At 67.3% G+C, this 17,073-nt stretch carries 18 protein-coding genes and 2 pseudogenes; 15 read left to right on the plus strand and 5 right to left on the minus strand.

Translation table 11 applies throughout. From position 1 onward, the window contains the following. Positions 1-4: 4 nt before the first annotated feature. The 4 genes from ACZ5KW_RS03310 (at position 5) to ACZ5KW_RS03325 (ending at position 2,759) form a co-directional block, all read left to right on the plus strand. Positions 5-916 (plus strand): MBL fold metallo-hydrolase, encoded by a 912-nt coding sequence (locus ACZ5KW_RS03310; protein ID WP_343778600.1) that lies wholly within the window; start codon positions 5-7, stop codon positions 914-916. A 117-nt stretch (positions 917-1,033) separates the two neighbouring features. Beyond that, complete coding sequence (gene pspAB, locus ACZ5KW_RS03315; RefSeq protein WP_343778598.1) at positions 1,034-1,639, plus strand: PspA-associated protein PspAB; 606 nt, start codon at positions 1,034-1,036, stop codon at positions 1,637-1,639. Beyond that, positions 1,630-2,130 carry a hypothetical protein gene (locus ACZ5KW_RS03320; protein ID WP_371152056.1) on the plus strand — a complete coding sequence of 167 codons (501 nt, stop codon included), beginning with the start codon at positions 1,630-1,632 and terminating at the stop codon, positions 2,128-2,130. The genes pspAB and ACZ5KW_RS03320 overlap by 10 nt, the downstream gene beginning before the upstream one ends. Beyond that, a complete protein-coding gene (locus tag ACZ5KW_RS03325; protein ID WP_343778596.1) occupies positions 2,127-2,759 on the plus strand; it encodes an IMPACT family protein in 633 nt (210 codons plus the stop codon). The genes ACZ5KW_RS03320 and ACZ5KW_RS03325 overlap by 4 nt, the downstream gene beginning before the upstream one ends. An 81-nt stretch (positions 2,760-2,840) precedes the next feature. Here ACZ5KW_RS03325 and ACZ5KW_RS03330 read toward each other — a convergent pair whose 3' ends face one another. Next, positions 2,841-4,526 (minus strand): DNA-directed DNA polymerase II small subunit, encoded by a 1,686-nt coding sequence (locus ACZ5KW_RS03330; RefSeq protein ID WP_343778595.1) that lies wholly within the window; start codon positions 4,524-4,526, stop codon positions 2,841-2,843. Positions 4,527-4,700: 174 nt separating this feature from the next. Between ACZ5KW_RS03330 and ACZ5KW_RS03335 the strand changes: the two genes are divergently transcribed. After that, positions 4,701-5,840, plus strand: a complete 1,140-nt coding sequence (locus ACZ5KW_RS03335; protein WP_343778593.1) for a S26 family signal peptidase — start codon at positions 4,701-4,703, stop codon at positions 5,838-5,840. A gap of 4 nt (positions 5,841-5,844) precedes the next feature. On the opposite strand, the gene ACZ5KW_RS03340 is transcribed toward ACZ5KW_RS03335, so the two are convergent. Next, positions 5,845-7,671 (minus strand): Cdc6/Cdc18 family protein, encoded by a 1,827-nt coding sequence (locus ACZ5KW_RS03340; protein ID WP_343778592.1) that lies wholly within the window; start codon positions 7,669-7,671, stop codon positions 5,845-5,847. Positions 7,672-8,750: 1,079 nt separating this feature from the next. Between ACZ5KW_RS03340 and ACZ5KW_RS03345 the strand changes: the two are divergent. Then, a pseudogene (locus ACZ5KW_RS03345) lies at positions 8,751-9,025 on the plus strand (CoA transferase). Positions 9,026-9,089: 64 nt separating this feature from the next. On the opposite strand, the gene ACZ5KW_RS03350 reads toward ACZ5KW_RS03345, so the two are convergent. After that, entirely contained in the window at positions 9,090-9,740 is a 651-nt protein-coding gene (locus tag ACZ5KW_RS03350; RefSeq protein ID WP_343778590.1) for a TetR/AcrR family transcriptional regulator, read from the minus strand. A 125-nt stretch (positions 9,741-9,865) separates the two neighbouring features. On the opposite strand from ACZ5KW_RS03350, the pseudogene ACZ5KW_RS03355 reads away from it, so the two are divergent. The 5 genes and pseudogenes from ACZ5KW_RS03355 to ACZ5KW_RS03375 all read left to right on the plus strand — a co-directional run. Continuing rightward, a pseudogene (locus ACZ5KW_RS03355) lies at positions 9,866-10,036 on the plus strand (amidohydrolase family protein); the annotation flags it as partial. A gap of 237 nt (positions 10,037-10,273) precedes the next feature. Next, the gene (locus ACZ5KW_RS03360) at positions 10,274-10,915 is read left to right on the plus strand and encodes an Era-like GTP-binding protein (RefSeq protein WP_343778587.1); all 642 of its coding nucleotides are present in this window, start codon (positions 10,274-10,276) and stop codon (positions 10,913-10,915) included. Then, complete coding sequence (locus tag ACZ5KW_RS03365) at positions 10,915-11,331, plus strand: DUF2073 domain-containing protein (RefSeq protein ID WP_343778586.1); 417 nt, start codon at positions 10,915-10,917, stop codon at positions 11,329-11,331. Before ACZ5KW_RS03360 ends, ACZ5KW_RS03365 begins: the two co-directional genes overlap by 1 nt. Next, the gene (locus tag ACZ5KW_RS03370; protein ID WP_343778584.1) at positions 11,332-12,060 is read left to right on the plus strand and encodes an OapC/ArvC family zinc-ribbon domain-containing protein; all 729 of its coding nucleotides are present in this window, start codon (positions 11,332-11,334) and stop codon (positions 12,058-12,060) included. It abuts the gene before it with no gap. Between the two features lie 330 nt (positions 12,061-12,390). After that, positions 12,391-13,572: an aspartate kinase gene (locus ACZ5KW_RS03375; RefSeq protein WP_343778583.1), complete on the plus strand. Its 1,182-nt coding sequence runs from the start codon at positions 12,391-12,393 to the stop codon at positions 13,570-13,572. A 64-nt stretch (positions 13,573-13,636) separates the two neighbouring features. Here ACZ5KW_RS03375 and ACZ5KW_RS03380 read toward each other — a convergent pair whose 3' ends face one another. Then, positions 13,637-14,116: a hypothetical protein gene (locus ACZ5KW_RS03380; RefSeq protein ID WP_343778581.1), complete on the minus strand. Its 480-nt coding sequence runs from the start codon at positions 14,114-14,116 to the stop codon at positions 13,637-13,639. Positions 14,117-14,208: 92 nt separating this feature from the next. On the opposite strand from ACZ5KW_RS03380, the gene ACZ5KW_RS03385 reads away from it, so the two are divergent. Continuing rightward, positions 14,209-14,298, plus strand: coding sequence for a hypothetical protein (locus tag ACZ5KW_RS03385; protein WP_425544609.1), 90 nt, complete (start codon positions 14,209-14,211; stop codon positions 14,296-14,298). Next, complete coding sequence (locus tag ACZ5KW_RS03390) at positions 14,298-15,131, plus strand: DUF7089 family protein (protein ID WP_343778579.1); 834 nt, start codon at positions 14,298-14,300, stop codon at positions 15,129-15,131. The genes ACZ5KW_RS03385 and ACZ5KW_RS03390 overlap by 1 nt, the downstream gene beginning before the upstream one ends. 100 nt (positions 15,132-15,231) lie before the next feature. Here the strand turns inward: ACZ5KW_RS03390 and ACZ5KW_RS03395 are convergent, their stop codons facing one another. After that, complete coding sequence (locus ACZ5KW_RS03395; RefSeq protein ID WP_343778577.1) at positions 15,232-15,810, minus strand: DUF7090 family protein; 579 nt, start codon at positions 15,808-15,810, stop codon at positions 15,232-15,234. Between the two features lie 99 nt (positions 15,811-15,909). Here ACZ5KW_RS03395 and ACZ5KW_RS03400 point away from each other — a divergent pair, with 99 nt between their 5' ends. Together ACZ5KW_RS03400 and ACZ5KW_RS03405 are read left to right on the plus strand one after the other, a co-directional pair. After that, complete coding sequence (locus ACZ5KW_RS03400; RefSeq protein WP_343778575.1) at positions 15,910-16,482, plus strand: magnesium transporter; 573 nt, start codon at positions 15,910-15,912, stop codon at positions 16,480-16,482. Continuing rightward, a complete protein-coding gene (locus ACZ5KW_RS03405; RefSeq protein WP_343778573.1) occupies positions 16,479-17,054 on the plus strand; it encodes a magnesium transporter in 576 nt (191 codons plus the stop codon). The genes ACZ5KW_RS03400 and ACZ5KW_RS03405 overlap by 4 nt, the downstream gene beginning before the upstream one ends. Positions 17,055-17,073 lie beyond the last annotated feature (19 nt).

Here is a 17,073-nt window from a genome sequence, read left to right on the forward strand (position 1 = left end):
CGGTATGCGCGCTGGCGAGTTCGAGCCGGTTCGAGGCGTCGACGACCTGTACGTCCACGACACCGGCATGTTCGAGACCGACGAGTACGGCGCGGTGTACGTCTACGACGCGGAGCGGCCGATCGTGATCGACACCGGAACCGGAGCGAACCGGGAGGCGCTCTTCGGGTCGATCGAGGAGATCGGAATCGGTCGCGAGGAACTCGCGTGGATCCTCCCGACGCACGCCCACCTCGACCACGCGGGCGGGGCCGGCTACCTCGCGGAACGCTACCCGAGCGCGGAGGTCCGAGTCCCGGAGCGAGGGGTCCGCCACCTCGTCGATCCGGAGGCGCTCGTCGCCGGCACGAAGTCGGCGGTCGGCGACCAGTGGGACCACTACGCGGAGCCGAAGCCGGTCCCGGACGACCGGATCGAGGGCGTCACCGAGGGCGACCGGATCGACCTCGGCGACCGCGAGTTGGTCGTTCACGACGCTCCCGGGCACGCGCCTCACCACGCCGTCTATCACGACCCCGACGCAAAGGTCGTGTTCACCGCCGACGCGGCCGGCATCTACGTGCCCGCAGTCGACGCCGTGACCCCCACGACGCCGCCGCCGCAGTTCGACTTCGAGCAGTGTCTCGACGACATTCGACTGGTCGAGGATCTCGATCCCGATACGCTCTGTTTCGGCCACTTCGGGCCGCGAGGCTGCGACGCGGACCTGATCGGCGAGGCGAAGCGGGCGTACGTCGAGTGGGTCGAGCGCGTCCGGCAGAAGCGCGCCGAACTCGACGACGACGAAGCCGTCCTCGATCACTTCGAGGCGGCGAGCCGCGACATCGACTACTGGAACCCGGAGCGGGCGCGCGCGAACACGAGCCTGAACACGCGCGGCGTGTTGACGTACCTCGACCGGGTCGACGGGGAGTGAGAGGCCGACAGCGGGGGACAGGCCGACAGCGAGGAGAGACGGGCCGACCGGCTCGACGGCGCCGAGAGGCGAGTCGAGAGAAACTCCCTAAACCCCGCCGCACGTAGACCCGCTCAGATGGGCATCTTCGACACGATCCGCGCCGTGCTCGGGACGAGCGCCGAGACCGACGCGACCCGCGAGGCGGACCCCGAGGACCTCTTCGGGATGTCGACCGCGTACCTGACGATGGAGGCGGACCTCGGCTACGACCACTGCGGCGAGGCCGCGCTGTGTTTCTCCGGCGTCGACAGCACCCGGTTCGACGACGCGGTCGGGAACGTCGAGGCCATTCTGGAGGCCGGTGAGATCGACACGGGAACCGGGTTCCACCGCCACGAGGACGACCACGGCTACCAGTGGTTCGTCCTCGAGGACGACGACCCCGAGGACCTGGTGACGAGCGTCCACTTCGCGGCCGACCAGTTCATCGAGGAGGGGTTCGGATCGCGGCTGCTCGCCGCCGTCTTCGGCTTCGAGAACGACGAGGGTCCGGCCTACTGGATCTACTCGTTCCGGCGCGGGGCGTACTACCCGTTCGCGCCGCGGGGGACGAACGACCGGAACCAGCGGATCGAGTTCAAGCTCCAGTCGGTCCTCGACGGGGAGCTCGGCTTGGAGGACGACGAGTCCTACTGGTACCCGCTCTGGCCGGACGCGCGCGGTACCCACCCGTGGGAGTGAGCCGAAACGCCGGCTCCGAATCGACGCGAGACGCCCCGAAGAAGCGACTGCTCCGAGGGATCGCCGTTCAGACCGCGGTCGTCGCCGGCGCGGTCCACCTGCTGTGGGCGTGGCCGCGGCTCGGGTCGCCGCCGGACGCGCGGCCGTACTTCTTCCTCGCGGGGAGCGCGCTCGCCGTGGCGGTCGCCGTCGCGACGCTACGGGCGGACGAGTACCGGCGGCTGTACGCGCTCGGGGCCGGGACGCTCGGCACGTTCCTCGGCGGCTTCCTCGTGTGGCACGGGACGGGCGCGCTCGCGGCGCTCGCGGCCGACCCGCTCGCGATCGTGGCCGCGATCGTCGAAGTCGTCGGGGTCGGCGCGTACCTCGCGCTGTTCCGCCTCGCGCCGCCGACGAGCGTCGTCGTCGAACGACGGGCCCGAGGCGAGGGAGGGCCCGAAGCGGAAGGACCCGGAGCGGAAGGGCGAGCAGAGAGCGGAGAGGAGCCGTGACCAACGCGTATCGGACGGTGGCCGAGCGCGCGACGGCGCGGTTCGAGGTCCAGGGGTCTGAGTTCCTCGGACACGTCGCGCCGGTCGACACCGTCGACGAGGCCGAGTCGTTCGTCGAGGCGGTCAGCGAGGAGTACGCCGATGCGACCCATAACGTGCCGGCCTACCGGGTCCCCGCCGGCGAGCCGTCGGAGCGCGCGCCGGGGGCCGAGCCGATGCTCAGGGAGTACTCGTCGGACGACGGCGAGCCGACCGGGTCGGCCGGGAAGCCGGCGCTGAACGTCCTCCAACAGCGCGAGGTCCGGAACGTCGCCGCGGTGGTGACGCGGTACTACGGCGGGACGAACCTCGGCGTCGGCGGGCTCGCGCGCGCGTACTCGCGAGCGGTGAAAGAGGGCGTCGACGCGGCCGGGGTGATCGAGGAGCGGCCGCACCGGAGCCTCGTCGTCGAGACCGAGTACGACGACTCGGGGACGGTTCGCGGCGTGATCGAGTCGACTGGCGTGGAGTTCGACGCCGACTACGGGCAGCGGGTCCGGTTCGACCTCCGGGTGCCCGTCGAGGAGGTCGACGCGCTTCGCGAGCGGCTCAACGACGCGACGAGCGGACGGGTCGAGATAGGAGAGTAGGGTCGGCGGAGTTGATGTCGGCGGAGTTGATGCCGGCGGGGTTGATGCCGGCGGGGTTGATGCCGGCGGGACCGATGCGGGCTACGAGAACTTACGGACCGTCATGTCGAGCGTGTCGAGGTCGAGGATGGGCGCGTAGCCGGCGTCCGGGTCGATGTTGACGGACTTCTGGAAGTCGGTCTGGGCCTGCCAGCAGCCCGAGTTGACCGCGAGGACGTTGTGGTACTTCCCCCAGCCGAGCTTGTGGACGTGGCCGGTGTGGAACACGTCGGGCACGTCCTCTATCACGAGGTAGTCGCGCTCTTCGGGGGCGACGCGGGTGTGGCCGCCGAACTGCGGCGCGACGTGGCGCTTCTTCAGCAGCTGGTACATCGCCTTGTGGGGCTCGTCGTAGCTCGCCTTCTCCTCGGGCAGTTCCGCGATCACCTCGTCGAGCGAGACGCCGTGGTACATCAGCACCTCGACGCCCTCAACGGAGACCGTCGCCGGGTTCGAGACGATCTGCGCGTCGTGGACGTCCATGATCGAGCGAATTTCGTCGTTGAACCCGGGCTGTGGCTCGGCGAGTCGGACCGCGTCGTGGTTGCCCGGGATCATCACGATCTCGGTGTCGGCGGGCACCTCCTTGAGGTGTTCCGCGAAGACCTCGTACTGCTCGTAGATATCGACGATGTCAAGCTCCTCGTCCTGGTCGGGGTAGACGCCGACGCCCTCGACCATGTCGCCGGCGAGCAACAGGTACTCGACCGGGTCCGCCTCCGGCGTGTGGAGCCAGTTGGTGAAGCTGTGCCACGCGTCCGCCATGAACTCGTCGCTGCCGACGTGGACGTCGGAGATCAGCGCAGCCTGGACGTGGCGGTCCGCGCCGCCCGGGTGATGGGTCCGGGGGACGTCAGGGAAGTGGAGCGAGTCGGCGAACAGGATGCCGGCGTCGTCGGCGAGCGTCCCCTCGACCGCGAGGCACTCGTCCAACAGGATCTCGTCGACGACGTCCGCGAGCCCCTTGTCTTTCATCACCAAGGCGGGGAAGGTCCCGGTGGTGTCCTCCAGTTCGATCAACCAGTGACCGGACTTGGTGGAGCGCACGTCGTTGACGAGCCCGATCATCGCGGCGTCGCTGCCGCCGGGCATGTCCGCGATCGCCTCGGCGGGCCGGTGGTTGACGCGACCGCGAAGTATCTTCGAGAGCCGCTCGTACCGGTCGCGGAACGTCGTGACGAAGTCGCCGTACTCGCCGGTCCCGGTGCTGCGGCCGGTCATGTCGTTGCCGACTTCGAGGTCCCGCAGGTCGGGATCCCGAGTGGTCTCGGTGGTCGGAGAGTCGGCGGTGGAAGAACCGGTAGTCCGAGAGTCGGCAGTGGGAGAGTCCGCGTAGGGAGGGACGGCGGAGGAGCCAGCGGTCGGCGCGGAATCGGTCGACCCGGGATCGACGGCCGCGACGGATCCGTCGGCAGGCGAACCCGAGGTCGGTGCGGCCTCTGAATCGGGGACGGAGTTCCCCGTGTCGGCTCCGGCCGACCCCTTCGTTTCGACTGGAGATTGTCCGTTTTTGTCCGGTGAGGCCGGCGATCCTTCGTCGGCAGCGGTCACCGCACGGACGTGGTCGGCGGTGATCCGGAGGGCGTCGTCCGGGGCGTGATCGACGGCGGCCGCGACCGCGGCGGCCGGGTCGGTCGCGCCCGCGAGGAGGGTGACCGCCTCGCGCTCGGCGTTGTAGCCGCGCTCGGCGAGGGCTTTCGCGATCCGGGCGTTCGACTCCAGCGGCACGCTACTCGAAAGGGTGCTCCCGACCAAAACCGTTCCGGACGGTCGGAGCGCGCGTTCGGAAGACGGCGTTCTCCCGCCGGCGTTCTCTCGTCGACCCGTGTCTCGTCGTCCGAGCGCGTCGCTGTCGCAATTGGACCCGGAAGCTTATGAACGAAACCCGCCAAAGCCGACGTAATGGACGAAGGAGATCGGCCGACGGACGCGGACGGGTCGGCCGATCGAGACGAGCGGACGGAAGGAGCGGCCGAGGAGAGTCGAGACGAGCGGACTCAGGGAGAGACCGGAGAGAGTCGAGGCGAGCGAACGGCGGAGCGGTCAGAGAAAGGGACCGACGGACCGGTCGCCGAAGAGCCCGGCGAGGCGGACGGGGTCGATCCGACGACCAATTCCGAACCGGTCGCCGACCCCGACGGTTCGGTCGAAAAACCGGGTGAGCCGGGAGCGGAAACCGGGTCCGAATCCGATTTGGGCGGGTCAGCGGCTGACGGCGAAGGGCCCGTCACCGGCGATTACACTCGGACTGCGGAGCCGGCTGGATCGTCAGAGCCGTCCGGGACGGACGAGTCGCTGCTGTACCGACTCCGACACGACCGGGACGGGGTGCTGATGTGGATCCGGGAGATGTCGGCGAGCGTCGGCGTCGTGCTGCTGGTCGGCCTGCTGCTGTTCGGCGTCAGCGGCATCTGGCCGCCGATGGTCGCCGTCGAGTCGGGGAGCATGGAGCCGAACATGAACGTGGGCGACCTCGTGTTCGTCACCGAGCCCGGGCGATTCGCGCCCGATGCGGCCGACAACGGCGTCGGCGTCGTCACCCACGAGGTGGGCCAAGACGTCGACTATCAAACGTTCGGCGCTTACGGGTCGGTCGTAATATACACGCCGCCGGGCCGGACCGGGTCGCCGATCATCCACCGAGCCATGTTCCACGTTAACGAGGGAGAAAACTGGTACGACCGCGCCGACGAGGAGTATCACAACGCCGTCGACTGCGGATCCCTCGCCAACTGTCCGGCCCCGCACGACGGGTTCGTCACGCTCGGAGACAACAACGGGGCCTACGACCAAGCCAGCGGCCTCTCGCCGCCGGTCAGGGCCGAGTGGGTGAACGGGGTGGCGCGGGTCCGCGTCCCGTATCTCGGGTACATTCGCCTGATAGCGACGGGACAGGTAGAGCTGAACGAAGCGATAGCGCGGACGGTCGGGAGCGCGGTTCCTGTCGAGGGTAGTCTCCCCGTCGAGGGTAGTCTCCCCGTCGGGAATAGTCTCTCCGTCGGGAATAGTCTCCCCGTCGGGAACGCGGGACTGGCCGGGTGACGAGTCAGTTGTCGAACCGCGCCTGAACGAACGGCTGCGCGTTCTCGATGTCGCCGAGCCGCGAGTCCGACAGGAGGACCGCCTCGGTCTCCTCGACCGGGACGGAGAGGCCCATCTCCTTCGTCCGCCCGTACCGGCCCTTCGAGACGACGACGGCGTTGACGATCCCGAGCATGTCGAGTTCGCTGATGAGGTCGGTGACCCGGCGCTGGGTTAAGACGTCGGCGTCGATCTCCTCGCAGAGGCGCTTGTAGATGTTGAACACCTCGCCGGTGTTGATGTTGTGAACGCCGTTCTTCTCGAGGAGTATCACGGCGAACAAGACGATCTTGCTCTGGGTGGGAAGGGTGCGGACGACCTCGACGACGCGGTCGAGTTCGATCTTGTCCTGGGCCTGCCGGACGTGTTTCTCCGCGACGATCTCCGCCTGCGAGCGCTCGGCGAGTTCGCCCGCGGTGCGGAGCAGGTCGAGCGCGCGGCGCGCGTCACCGTGTTCCTGCGCCGCGAAGGCCGCACACAGCGGGATCACGTCGTCCGTGAGCGCGTCGGGTTTGAACGCGGTGTCGGCCCGGTGTTGGAGGATGTCGCGGAGTTGGTTGGCGTCGTACGGGGGGAAGACGATCTCCTCCTCGCCGAGGCTCGACTTGACGCGAGGGTCGAGGAAGTCGGTGAACTTCAGGTCGTTCGAGATTCCCATGATCGAGATGCGCGAGCGGTCGAGTTCGGAGTTCATCCGAGAGAGGTTGTACAGCGTGTCGTCGCCGCTCTTCTCGACGAGCTTGTCGATCTCGTCGAGCATGATCACGACCACGCGCTCGTGGTAGTCGACCGCCTCGAAGAAGGTGGAGTAGACGCGGTCGGTGGGCCACCCCGTCATCGGGACCTCCTCCATCTCGTCCGCGTCGGCTTCGAGTTCGTCGATCCGGTCGTCGAGGTCGTCGACGGAGTCGAAATCGGTGCCAACGAGCGCCGACGCCGCGTCGGCCGCGTCGTCTCGCGCGTCCGCGCGGAGGGTTTCGAGCCGGTCGAGTTTGTCGGCGATGACCGTTTGGTTCTCCTCGATGAACGTGTTCGCGAGCTGCGCGAGGACCCGGTACTGGGTGTCCGTCACCTCGCAGTTGATGTACTCGACTTCGCAGGGAACGTCGTACTTCTGAGAGGTGGACTCCAGTTCCTGCGAGACGAACTTCGCCGAGGCGGTCTTGCCGGTTCCAGTCTTCCCGTAAATGAGGATGTTGGAAGGGGTCTCGCCGCGGAGCGCTGAGACGAGGATGGTCGCCATCCGGTTGATCTGGTCGTTCCGGTGCGGGAGTTCGTGCGGGGTGTACGAGGGCCGGAGGACCTCCTTGTTCTCGAATATCGGTTCACCGGACAGGAGGTCATCGAACAGGCCCTGGTTGTCGTCGTCGTTGTCGAGGACGACGCCGTCGAAGTCGACGTCGGGGGACGACCGGTCGCGGCCGCCGTTGTCGAGCCCCGTCGTTTCGGGTGTAGCGCCGGAGGGGCCGGAGTCGGACTCCGAGCCGCCATCGACATCGAGACCGTCACCCGAAGAGGGGCCGGCCGGACCGCCGCCGTCGAGCCCCTCGATTTCGGAGTCGGGTTCTTCGACGTCCGAAGCGGAGCCTATCGCCTCAGAGCTGTCGGTGCCGGAATCTCCGATGTCGAAGTCGCCCGGGTCGGGAGTCGAGGGAGATCGGTCTTCGCCGGACCCGTCCGGCGGAGACCCGTCCGGCCGGGAGCCGTCGGAGTCGCCACTTCGGTCCGGTTCGTCGACATCGTCCGGGTCGATACCGCCGTCGGCCCGCGGTGTGTTATCGCCTTCGTCCATGTGAACCCCCCTGTTTCAGGTGGAGACGGCCGCGCAGATCGACGCACACGCCGTCTCGTGCCGGAAATACGGATTCGTGGTCGAATCAGGCGTCGACCACGTCCAGTTGATACAGTCGAACCAGATGAAGAGACGGTACAAAAGTGTTCCTCTCTGGAGTTGAAACGATCCCCCTTCGTCGGATCGCTCGTCGATTCGGGGCCTCTCGGACCGGTCGAGAGGGTCGAGGGTCCGTCGCGGAGCGACGGGTCTCGTGGGCCGTTCCGCCGATCGCGGTTTCCGCCCCAACGAACTCCCACCGTCACAGGAGCGGCCGTGTCGTAGCCAGTAACCCTGTTGTGACTTTTTCTCGGGTCGAACCTGCTACGAGTACCCGAATTCTCATTGCCGGAACGCTTCCCTCGGTTTTGTCCGTTTCGTGTGTGCCTCCGTTTCACGCGGATCTCACGCAGATCTCACGCCGATCTCACGTGGACCCTACCTGGACCTCACGGGAATCTCACCTACGATTCGGTTCGACTCGATCCGGCGGACCCCCCCACCCCTTCGTTTCGGGTGGAACGGCGAAACAGGGGGTGGGGGCCGTGAGTGGTGATATAGATATCGGTGGTTTTATTACATAAGGCGAGAAACGGTACCCTCGACAAAGCCTCTCAGTTATTATTGTAGTGTTTGTAGTTATTTTATTCAGTTTCTCTACGAGATATTCTGTCGCCACGGGGACTCCCGCCGAGACGACTACCGACCACCCCGGTCTCTCACGGTTCCACCCGAAACGAAGGGGTGGGGGGCAGGCCCGACAAGCGACACACTTCTATCAGTTATCTGACACGATCAATCGTCGTGACGGACCCATGACCGCTTCCCCGGTGCTCCCACCAAACGAATACCATGGTTGATGCCGGTGTTTTACCATCCGATAAACAAATTCTCCACACACACCTATGCGACAGATCCGCACGTCAGGTGAGGTGCTCCGGTGACATCCAGCAGCGACGCTTAAGCGCGGCGGGAAGATCTTAGGCGGGATCACGGTTCTCAACCTCTCGACGTTCGTCACCGGCGGCTTCTGTTCGGCGATGCTGGCGAGCCAGGGAGCGGAGGTCGTCAAGATCGAACCCCCCGACCGCGGCGACGCCGTCCCGCACTCCGGCCCACCATTCATCAAGGGGAGTGGCCGTACTACCGGAGCCTGAGCTACGGGAAGAAGAGCCTCGAACTCGACCTGAAGAATGACGACGCCAAGGAGGCGCTGTACGAGCTCGTCGAGGAGGCGGACCTCTTCATTCAGAACTTTCGCCCCGGGACCGCAGAGCGAACCGATCCCCGGCTCGTCGTAGTCGACGACTCGTAACCAGGACTCCGAACCGACGAAAGCGGACCAAACAAACTACTCCCGCCTCGCCAGAACCTCTCGGCTACTCGGTCCGTTCGAGCGACTCCAGAATGAACTCGTCTATCGCCTTCCGCGCCTCCTCGGGCGCATCCTCGTGGCCGAGCGAGATGCGACGCCCTCGCGCCGCGTGGATCACGTCGGTCACCAACTGACCCATCCGTTCCGCGTCGACGTCGCGGAAGACGCCCTCCTCGATCCCTTCCTCGACGACCTCTACGATGCTGCCGCGGATCCGCTCGTAGTGTTCGTTGAACACCTCGCGGTGGTCGCCGTCGTTTTGTGCCTGCGTGTACAGCTCGTGGTACACCTTCATGCGGTCCCAGTGGCTGAACTCCTCGAACTCGGGTCCGAACAGGCACTGGTCGACTCGCGCGCGCAGTTCCGTCCGGGGGTCGTCGTCGCCGTCGACGACCACGCTCCCCTCGTACTGGTCGATGATGTGTTCGAGGAACGAGGACATCAGGTCGTACTTCCCGTCGTAATGGTAGTGGATTACCTGTCGCGTGAGGTCCATCTCCTCGCCGATGTCGCGCATTCGGAGGTCCTTGTACCCGTGTTTGCTCAGCGCACGGAAGGTCGCCTCCAGTATCACTTCCTTGGTGTCCTTGGAGGACACCGTCTCGCCGGAGGACTCGGCGGATTCGCGGCCGGACCCGCTTCGCGATTCGCTCATGTCGCCACTCAACGTGTGAGGTACATAATACGATTGCTCCTAGTGCTCTTACTGCCCGGTAAAATCAACCTCACTGCCAAACCCCGTTATCGAACATCACACAAACGATCGTGTAAACCGGGGCCGTGATCTCGCTCGACCCGGACGTGGGTGAGTACGGCGAGGCCGACATCCCGATCGAGGACGGCGAGATCGTCGAGGTGGGGACCGGACTGTCGGCGTCGAACGTCGACGAGATCGTCGCGTCGGACCACGTCGTCGTACTCGGCTTCGTCGATTCGCGCATCCACCCCGCGTAGACGTAGATACGCGGTTTCGCCGGCGACTAGTCACCGATTCACCCCCGCCCGGTCGTCGATTTCGCGACCGTTCGGCGCCGACGCTCCGGATCGGGGGTGTCTGACGCAGTTCTTAAGTGAGAGCGGCGTGGAGCGTACCGTAATTCCCCGAACGGGCGTCGAGCGCTCGGATCGAACGGCGTCGAGGCCGACGAACGCGGTGTTCGGGAGTAAACACACGGACTGGAGGTCAGGATGGGACTGCTCACGAATCTCAGAGACAGCATATCACGGGTCACAGACGGGCTGTTCGCGGCCGACGAACCCAAAAGGATCGGGATCTACGGACCGCCGAACGCCGGGAAAACGACCCTCGCCAACCGGATCGCACGCGACTGGACGGGTGACGCCGTCGGGCCGGAGAGCCACATCCCCCACGAAACCCGCCGGGCACGCCGGAAGGAGAACGTGGAGATCGAACGCAACGGGCGGTCGGTCACCATCGACATCGTCGACACGCCGGGCGTGACGACGAAGGTCGACTACAAGGAGTTCTTGGACCACGACATGGAGAAAGACGACGCCGTCCGCCGGTCGCGCGAGGCGACCGAGGGCGTCGCGGAGGCGATGCACTGGCTCCGCGAGGACGTCGACGGCGTCATCTACGTGCTCGACGCGACCACGGACCCGTTCACGCAGGTGAACACGATGCTGATCGGGATCATCGAGTCGCAGGACCTCCCGGCGCTCATCCTCGCGAACAAGACGGACCTGCCGGGGGCGGACGTCAAGCAGATCGCGAACGCGTTCCCGCAACACGAGACGATCCCCCTCTCGGCGCTGGAGGGTGACAACATGGACGAAGTGTACACCAAAATCGCGGAGTACTTCGGCTGATGCCTGGCCCGAAAGCCAACGTCGGCGCCGCGGACGACGACCCCGACGACTCCGGCGACGGCGTCCGGATCGACATGATAAGCGGCGCGCGGATGGAGGGGCTCACGAGCATGGAGAAGATCCGTCTCATCCTCGACGGCGTCCGCGACGGCAACATCGTCATCTTAGAGGAGGGGCTCTCGCCCGACGAGGAGTCCCGACTCATCGAGGTGACGATGACGGAGATCAGCCCCGACGACTTCACCGGGATCGAGATCGAGACGTACCCGAAGGCCGAGGCCGGCGACCAGAGCTTCCTCGACAAGCTAATGGGGCGGGAGTCGACGCAGAAGCTCACCGTGATCGGCCCGGCGAACCGGATCGAGACACTCCATAAAGACGAGAACCTCATCAGCACGCTCGTCTCCCGCAAGTAGATGCCCCACCAGTGTACCACCTGCGGGCGGACGTTCCCCGACGGCTCCAAGGAGATGCTGTCGGGATGCCCGGACTGTGGCGGGAACAAGTTCCAGTTCCAGCCCGCCAGCGCCGTCGACGACGCGGACCCGGGCGACGGGACCACCGCCGCCGGCGAGACCACTGATCGGACGGTTTCGGACCCGAGCGACCCGTCGGCGTCGACTCCGGGCGACGAGCCGGCGTCGACTCCGGACGAGCCGCACGACGACCAGCCGCCGACCGGCGCCGACCCGACGCCGACCGGCGCCGACGACGCACGGACGAGCTCTCCGGACCCGACCCCCGACACCGACGCTCCCTCGCCGGCGGACGCCGCTCCGGCCGAGTCGGCGACGCCCGCGGCGGGCGATCCGGACGGCACGGAGCAGATCGCGGACCGGAGCGACGAGGACACCGCACAGGCGAGCGCTCGCTCCGATGTCGTCTCTCCGGACGAACTCGACCGCGCGAGCCGCGAGGTCGACGCCGAGGAACCGGAGTCGACGGACGAGGGGCCCCGACCCGGCCTCGACGCGCTCCGCGACGAACTCAACGAGCAGTTCGAGAGCATCCGCATCGTCAGCCCCGGGCAGTACGAACTCAACCTGATGGAACTATACGACAGACAGGAGTACATCATCTCCCTTCAGGAGGACGGCCGGTACGTCATCGAGATGCCCGACGCGTGGGGCATCGAGGACGAGTGACCCCCCGCCTCCCCTAATCCGAACCCTGACCGCCGCGCATTCGACCGCCGAAGCGGAATCCCGTCGATCAATTTTCACGTCTCACCTCCGTTCTATTCCCGTGTTTCACCGCCGCTCGACCCCGTATTCGGCCGACACGGCGTTTCGGGCGACCCTTGTGGAATAAGACACTGTTATGCGGCTTCCACCGCTACGGGGTCGCATGTTTACCGATCGCTTCCGCCGACCGGGCCGGAATTCCGGTTCCGGATCGGTCCCTACCGTCTCGCTCGCCCGCCGTCGACCGGCCGCCGGATCCCGATCCTCTCGGACTGCTGACGAGGTATCCCGATGCGCGTGATCGCGAAGTTCGGGGGCACGAGCCTCGGTAGCGGCGACCGGATCGAGCGCGCGGCCGACTCGGTCGCGAGCGCTGTCGCGGCCGGGCACGAGATCGCGGTCGTCGCAAGCGCGATGGGGTCGACCACCGACGACCTCCTCGACGACATCACCTTCGAGACGGACGACGCCGACCGCGCGGAGATCGTTTCGATGGGCGAGCGCACCAGCGTCCGGATGTTGAAGGCCGCGCTCTCGGTCCGGGACGTCGACGCCGTCTTCCTCGAACCCGGCCACCCCGACTGGCCCGTCATCACGAACGAACTCGGCGAGGTCGACGTGGCAGAGACGAAGCGCCGAGCCCGAGAGATCGCCGCCGACATGGACGGCGTCGTCCCGATCATCACCGGGTTCCTCGCCGAGGACCACGAGGGGAACGTCACCACCCTCGGGCGCGGCGGGTCGGACACGACAGCCGTCATGCTCGGCAACTACATGGACGCCGACGAGGTCGTCATCGTCACCGACGTGGAGGGCGTGATGACCGGCGACCCCCGCGTGGTCGAGGGCGCCCGCAACGTCGGCGAGATCACCGTCGACGAGCTGCGGAACCTCTCGTTCCGCGGCGCCGAAGTGGTCGCGCCGTCGGCGCTCTCGTACAAGGACGAGGATCTCGACGTCCGGGTCGTCCACTACCAGCACGGCGACCTCCTCCGCGGCGGCACCCGGATCGAAGGCGAGTTCGAGAGCCTGATCGACATGCGCGAGGAGCCGTTGGCGTGTCTCACCATCGCGGGCCGAGCGATCCGGAACCGCCCGGGGATCCTCTCCGAACTGGCGAGCGCGCTCCGCGCCGAGGAGATCAACATCGACGCGGTCGCCTCCGGGATGGACTCGGTCACCTTCTACGTCGACGTCGAGGTCGCCGAGACCGCAGAGGCGCTGCTCCACGAGTCGGTCGTCACCGACGAGGCGCTCTCCTCGGTCACCGTGGCCGACCCGATCGCCGTGATCCGCGTCACGGGCGGAGAACTCCCCAACCAGTCGGGCGTCATTCAGGACATCATCGCGCCCATCGCGGACGCCGGCATCAACATCATCGACCTGATCACGAGCGCCACCTCCGTCGCGGTGTTCGTCGACTGGGACGACCGCGAGACCGCCCTCGAAATCGTCCAAGACCGGTTCGACTGAGCTGCTCCCACGGCGACGCCGTCGCCGGTGGCGGCGTCTGACTCGAACCGGAACGACCGCGCCGTCACTCGCTCGCGTCCGGATCGAACCGGTACCGCGTCGTCGACGCGCCGTCGATCCGCGGCCCGGAGCCGACCGCCTCGAACCCGAGCGCTCGGGCCGCCTCGACCGCGGTCCCGTCGGTCGGGAGCACCGCCTCCACGGTCATCCCCTCTCGGGTCGCGAACCGCACCGGCTCCTCGAACAGTCGGCCGAGGGCGTCCGGATCCCCCTCCACGTTCGTCACGTGGACGACGCCGTCGCGCACGTCGAACGCGACGAACCCGAGCACCGAGTCGGCCGGCGTGTCCGCCCCGTCGTCGCCGTCCCGACCCGTCGCCGTCTCTCCGTCGGTCGCGTCACTGTCATCGGCCGCCCCGCCGTCGTCGGTCGCCGCGATGCGGACCGACCGGTCGTGGATCATGTCGCGAACGACGCCGCTCGGCCGCCCCGTCATCGACGCCAGCGCCGCGGCGTCGGCCTCGACCGCGTCGCGAACTCGCATACGTTCGCACTCTCGCCCGACGACATAAAGTCGCTGCCGCGCGGTCGGCGCCGACCGGATGATTTTAACGACGGGCGGACGCACTGACGCGCATGTCCAAACCAACCAAGATCGTGGTCGGAACGGTCGGCGTCTCGGCCGTCCTCTCGGTGCTCATCGTCCTCTCGTACGTCTTCGCCTGATGTTCTCGTCTCGGCCACTCGACGACGACCTCGCGGCGGTCCGCGACCAGCACGCCCCGGGATCGCCCGTTCTCGACGTCGACTCCGACTTCGAGACCCTGCCGCCGGCCGCGGCGGAGGATCTCGGCCTCTTCGTCGACGGACTCGACCCCGCCTCGTACCCCACCGAGTGGCTTCCGGACGCGGTGCCGGACCTGCTCCGCAAACACGCCGGACCGGCGTTCACGGTCGGACTGCCCGGCGACGGGACCGTCGTCCGGACCACGCAGACCGACCCGCACGCCGTGCTCGTCAAGCAGCGCGCGGAGGGGACCCCGGACGGCTTCCTCGCGTTCCTGATCGCCGAGCGACTGGTCCAGATCGGCTGTGACCCCGCCCTGCCCGAAGCGTTTCTCCCCTTCTTCGGCGAGCGGTACCGCGACCTCGACGCGGCGATCCGCCGGCCCGATCCGGAGACCGGAGCGTCGACGACCGGCTTCGGACCGACCGACGTCTTCCAGGTCGCGAACGCGCTGTTCGACGCGTGGGTGGGGCTCCACACCCGCGACGCGTTCGCCTCGTGGGCGGACGAGTATCCTCGGCTGTACGAGGCCTGGGTCGACGCGGGCGACCGTCTCTCCGGGCGGCTCGGTGGCCTCTCCGGGGAGGTCGCGCGCGGCGACACCGAGTTCCCGGCCGCGACGGAGTACGCCTGCTCGGCCGTCAAACACGGCCTCGACCTCCCGGCGCCGTACGGTGCGCTCGACACGGCGGCGTACCGCGACCGCGGCGCCGACTACGCGGTCACGTGGGCGGAGAAGACGTTCGACGCGCTGTTCGACGACGAGGCGTAACCGCACGCTCCGGCGCGTCGTAACCGCACGCTCCGACGCGGAGCGCGGTCCCGTCTTCCGTCACTGGTATACCATTTCGACCGAACGCCGGCGTCGCCGCTCAGAGGTCGACGGTGACGTTCCCTTCCCCGTCGAGGTCGATCACGCCGTCGAACAGCGCTCGGAAGCGATCGAGCGTCGCGACCTCGTGGACCTCCTCCGAGAGGTGGAAGATGCCGACCGCGTCGTGTTCGTCGAGGAGGTCGAGTATCTCGGCGGCGGCGTCGTACACCGCGTCGTCGTCGGCGTAGTAGGCCATCTCCGTGAGCGAGTCGACGGAGACGCGTCGCTTCCCCTCCTTTTCGGTGAGGAACCGCTCGACGCGGTCGACGACGCCGTCGAGGTCGTCCGGCGCGGAGACGTAGTAGACGTCGTCGGCGGTGCGGCGCGAGTAGCCGCGCTCGACCGAGAGCGTGTCGAGGATCGTCGCCTTCGTCTCGTCGACGTCGTAGTACTCGAGTTTCTGTTCGACCTCGCGGGCGGTCGTCCGAGTGGAGACGACGAGGAAGGCGTCCGTGTCGGTCTTCAGGAAGTCGGTGTCGATCCGGTCCGTCTCGCCGATGCTCGGGTGGACGAGCAGGAGTCCGGTCCCGCCCGGTATCGTTTCCGGTCCGTTCTCGACGGCGAGCGAGTAGTCCATGGGATCGGCAATCGCCCGACCGACTTAACCGTGCGGGCCGCCGCGTCTCCCGCCCGGTGGTGGTCGGTTTTTTTGCCCCGCTCGCCGTCGGTCCCGCTGATGCCCGGGCACGACACCGCGCGCGACATCTACCGACAGGCGCTCCCGGTGATATCGATCAGCCTGATCGCCGGGCTCTTCGCGGGGACGATACTCGCCTCCGAGACCATGCGCGCCAACATCGCGGAGGTCCCCGGGCTGCTCCTGTTGCTGCCGGCCTTCCTCGCCACCCGCGGCGGCGTGTACGGCTCGCTCGGCGCGCGGCTCTCGACGGGGCTCCATCAGGGGATCATCGAACCGCGGTTCCGACTCGACCGCCGGCTCACGAACGCTATCGTCGCCTCGTTCCTCAACGGGATGACCGTCTCCGTGTTCATCGCGGTCGTCACCTACGCGACGCTCGTCCTGTTCGGTGACGGCGGGAGCCTGTTCCAGTTGGTCGGCGTGATGGCCGTCGCCGGCTTCCTCTCCGCGGTGTTGATGATCACGGTGTTGATCGCGGTCATCTTCGTCGGCTACCGTCGCGGGCTCGACCCGGACAACGTCATCGGCCCGGTGGTCACGACGCTCGGCGACGTGTTCGGCGTGTTCTTCCTCCTCGTCGGGGTGGCCGTCGTGGGGGTCGTCTCGTGACCGAGCCCGAACCGACGGTCGTCGACGAGTGGGCGATCCGGCGGATCGTCGGGACGATGATCCCGCTTTTAGCCGCGCTGTCCGTGCTCCAACTCGTCTCCGGGACGGTGTTGGAGACCTACGAGGCGGTCCTCCTCCGGTACCCGGCGCTTCTGGTCCTCGTGCCCGTCCAGATCGGGACGGCCGGGAACCTCGCGTCGATCACCTGCTCGCGGCTCACGACCCAGCTGTACCTCGGGACCTACGAGCTCAGCCCGTCGAACCCCGCGCTCCGGGCGAACGCGGGCGCGGTGTTCGGGCTCGCGGCGACCGTCTTCGGCGCGGTGGGGGTCGCCGCGTGGGGGATCGGCCTCGCGCTCGGCGGGTCGCTCGCGCTCGGCCGAGTGCTGCTGATCTCCTTAGTCTCCGGGCTCTGCCTCGCAGTGCTTGTCGTCGTCGCCAGCGTCGCCGCGGTCGAGGTGTCGTACCGCGTCGGGCTCAACCCCGACGACACGACCATTCCCGTGGTGACGAACCTCTGTGACGTGGCCGGCGTGTTGATCCTCTTCGCGGTCGTCTCTGTCGTGTTGTGACGCCGCCGTTTCGGTCGTC

It is taken from the genome of Halorubrum ejinorense (assembly GCF_055389685.1).

Coding starts and splice junctions, on each gene's coding strand:
- ACZ5KW_RS03310 (WP_343778600.1), top strand. CDS start 5: ATGCGCGCTGGCGAGTTCGAGCCGGTTCGAGGCGTCGACGACCTGTAC.
- pspAB (WP_343778598.1), top strand. CDS start 1,034: ATGGGCATCTTCGACACGATCCGCGCCGTGCTCGGGACGAGCGCCGAG.
- ACZ5KW_RS03335 (WP_343778593.1), top strand. CDS start 4,701: ATGGACGAAGGAGATCGGCCGACGGACGCGGACGGGTCGGCCGATCGA.
- ACZ5KW_RS03340 (WP_343778592.1), bottom strand. CDS start 7,671: ATGGACGAAGGCGATAACACACCGCGGGCCGACGGCGGTATCGACCCG.
- ACZ5KW_RS03350 (WP_343778590.1), bottom strand. CDS start 9,740: ATGAGCGAATCGCGAAGCGGGTCCGGCCGCGAATCCGCCGAGTCCTCC.
- ACZ5KW_RS03360 (WP_343778587.1), top strand. CDS start 10,274: ATGGGACTGCTCACGAATCTCAGAGACAGCATATCACGGGTCACAGAC.
- ACZ5KW_RS03365 (WP_343778586.1), top strand. CDS start 10,915: ATGCCTGGCCCGAAAGCCAACGTCGGCGCCGCGGACGACGACCCCGAC.
- ACZ5KW_RS03370 (WP_343778584.1), top strand. CDS start 11,332: ATGCCCCACCAGTGTACCACCTGCGGGCGGACGTTCCCCGACGGCTCC.
- ACZ5KW_RS03375 (WP_343778583.1), top strand. CDS start 12,391: ATGCGCGTGATCGCGAAGTTCGGGGGCACGAGCCTCGGTAGCGGCGAC.
- ACZ5KW_RS03380 (WP_343778581.1), bottom strand. CDS start 14,116: ATGCGAGTTCGCGACGCGGTCGAGGCCGACGCCGCGGCGCTGGCGTCG.
- ACZ5KW_RS03385 (WP_425544609.1), top strand. CDS start 14,209: ATGTCCAAACCAACCAAGATCGTGGTCGGAACGGTCGGCGTCTCGGCC.
- ACZ5KW_RS03390 (WP_343778579.1), top strand. CDS start 14,298: ATGTTCTCGTCTCGGCCACTCGACGACGACCTCGCGGCGGTCCGCGAC.
- ACZ5KW_RS03395 (WP_343778577.1), bottom strand. CDS start 15,810: ATGGACTACTCGCTCGCCGTCGAGAACGGACCGGAAACGATACCGGGC.
- ACZ5KW_RS03400 (WP_343778575.1), top strand. CDS start 15,910: ATGCCCGGGCACGACACCGCGCGCGACATCTACCGACAGGCGCTCCCG.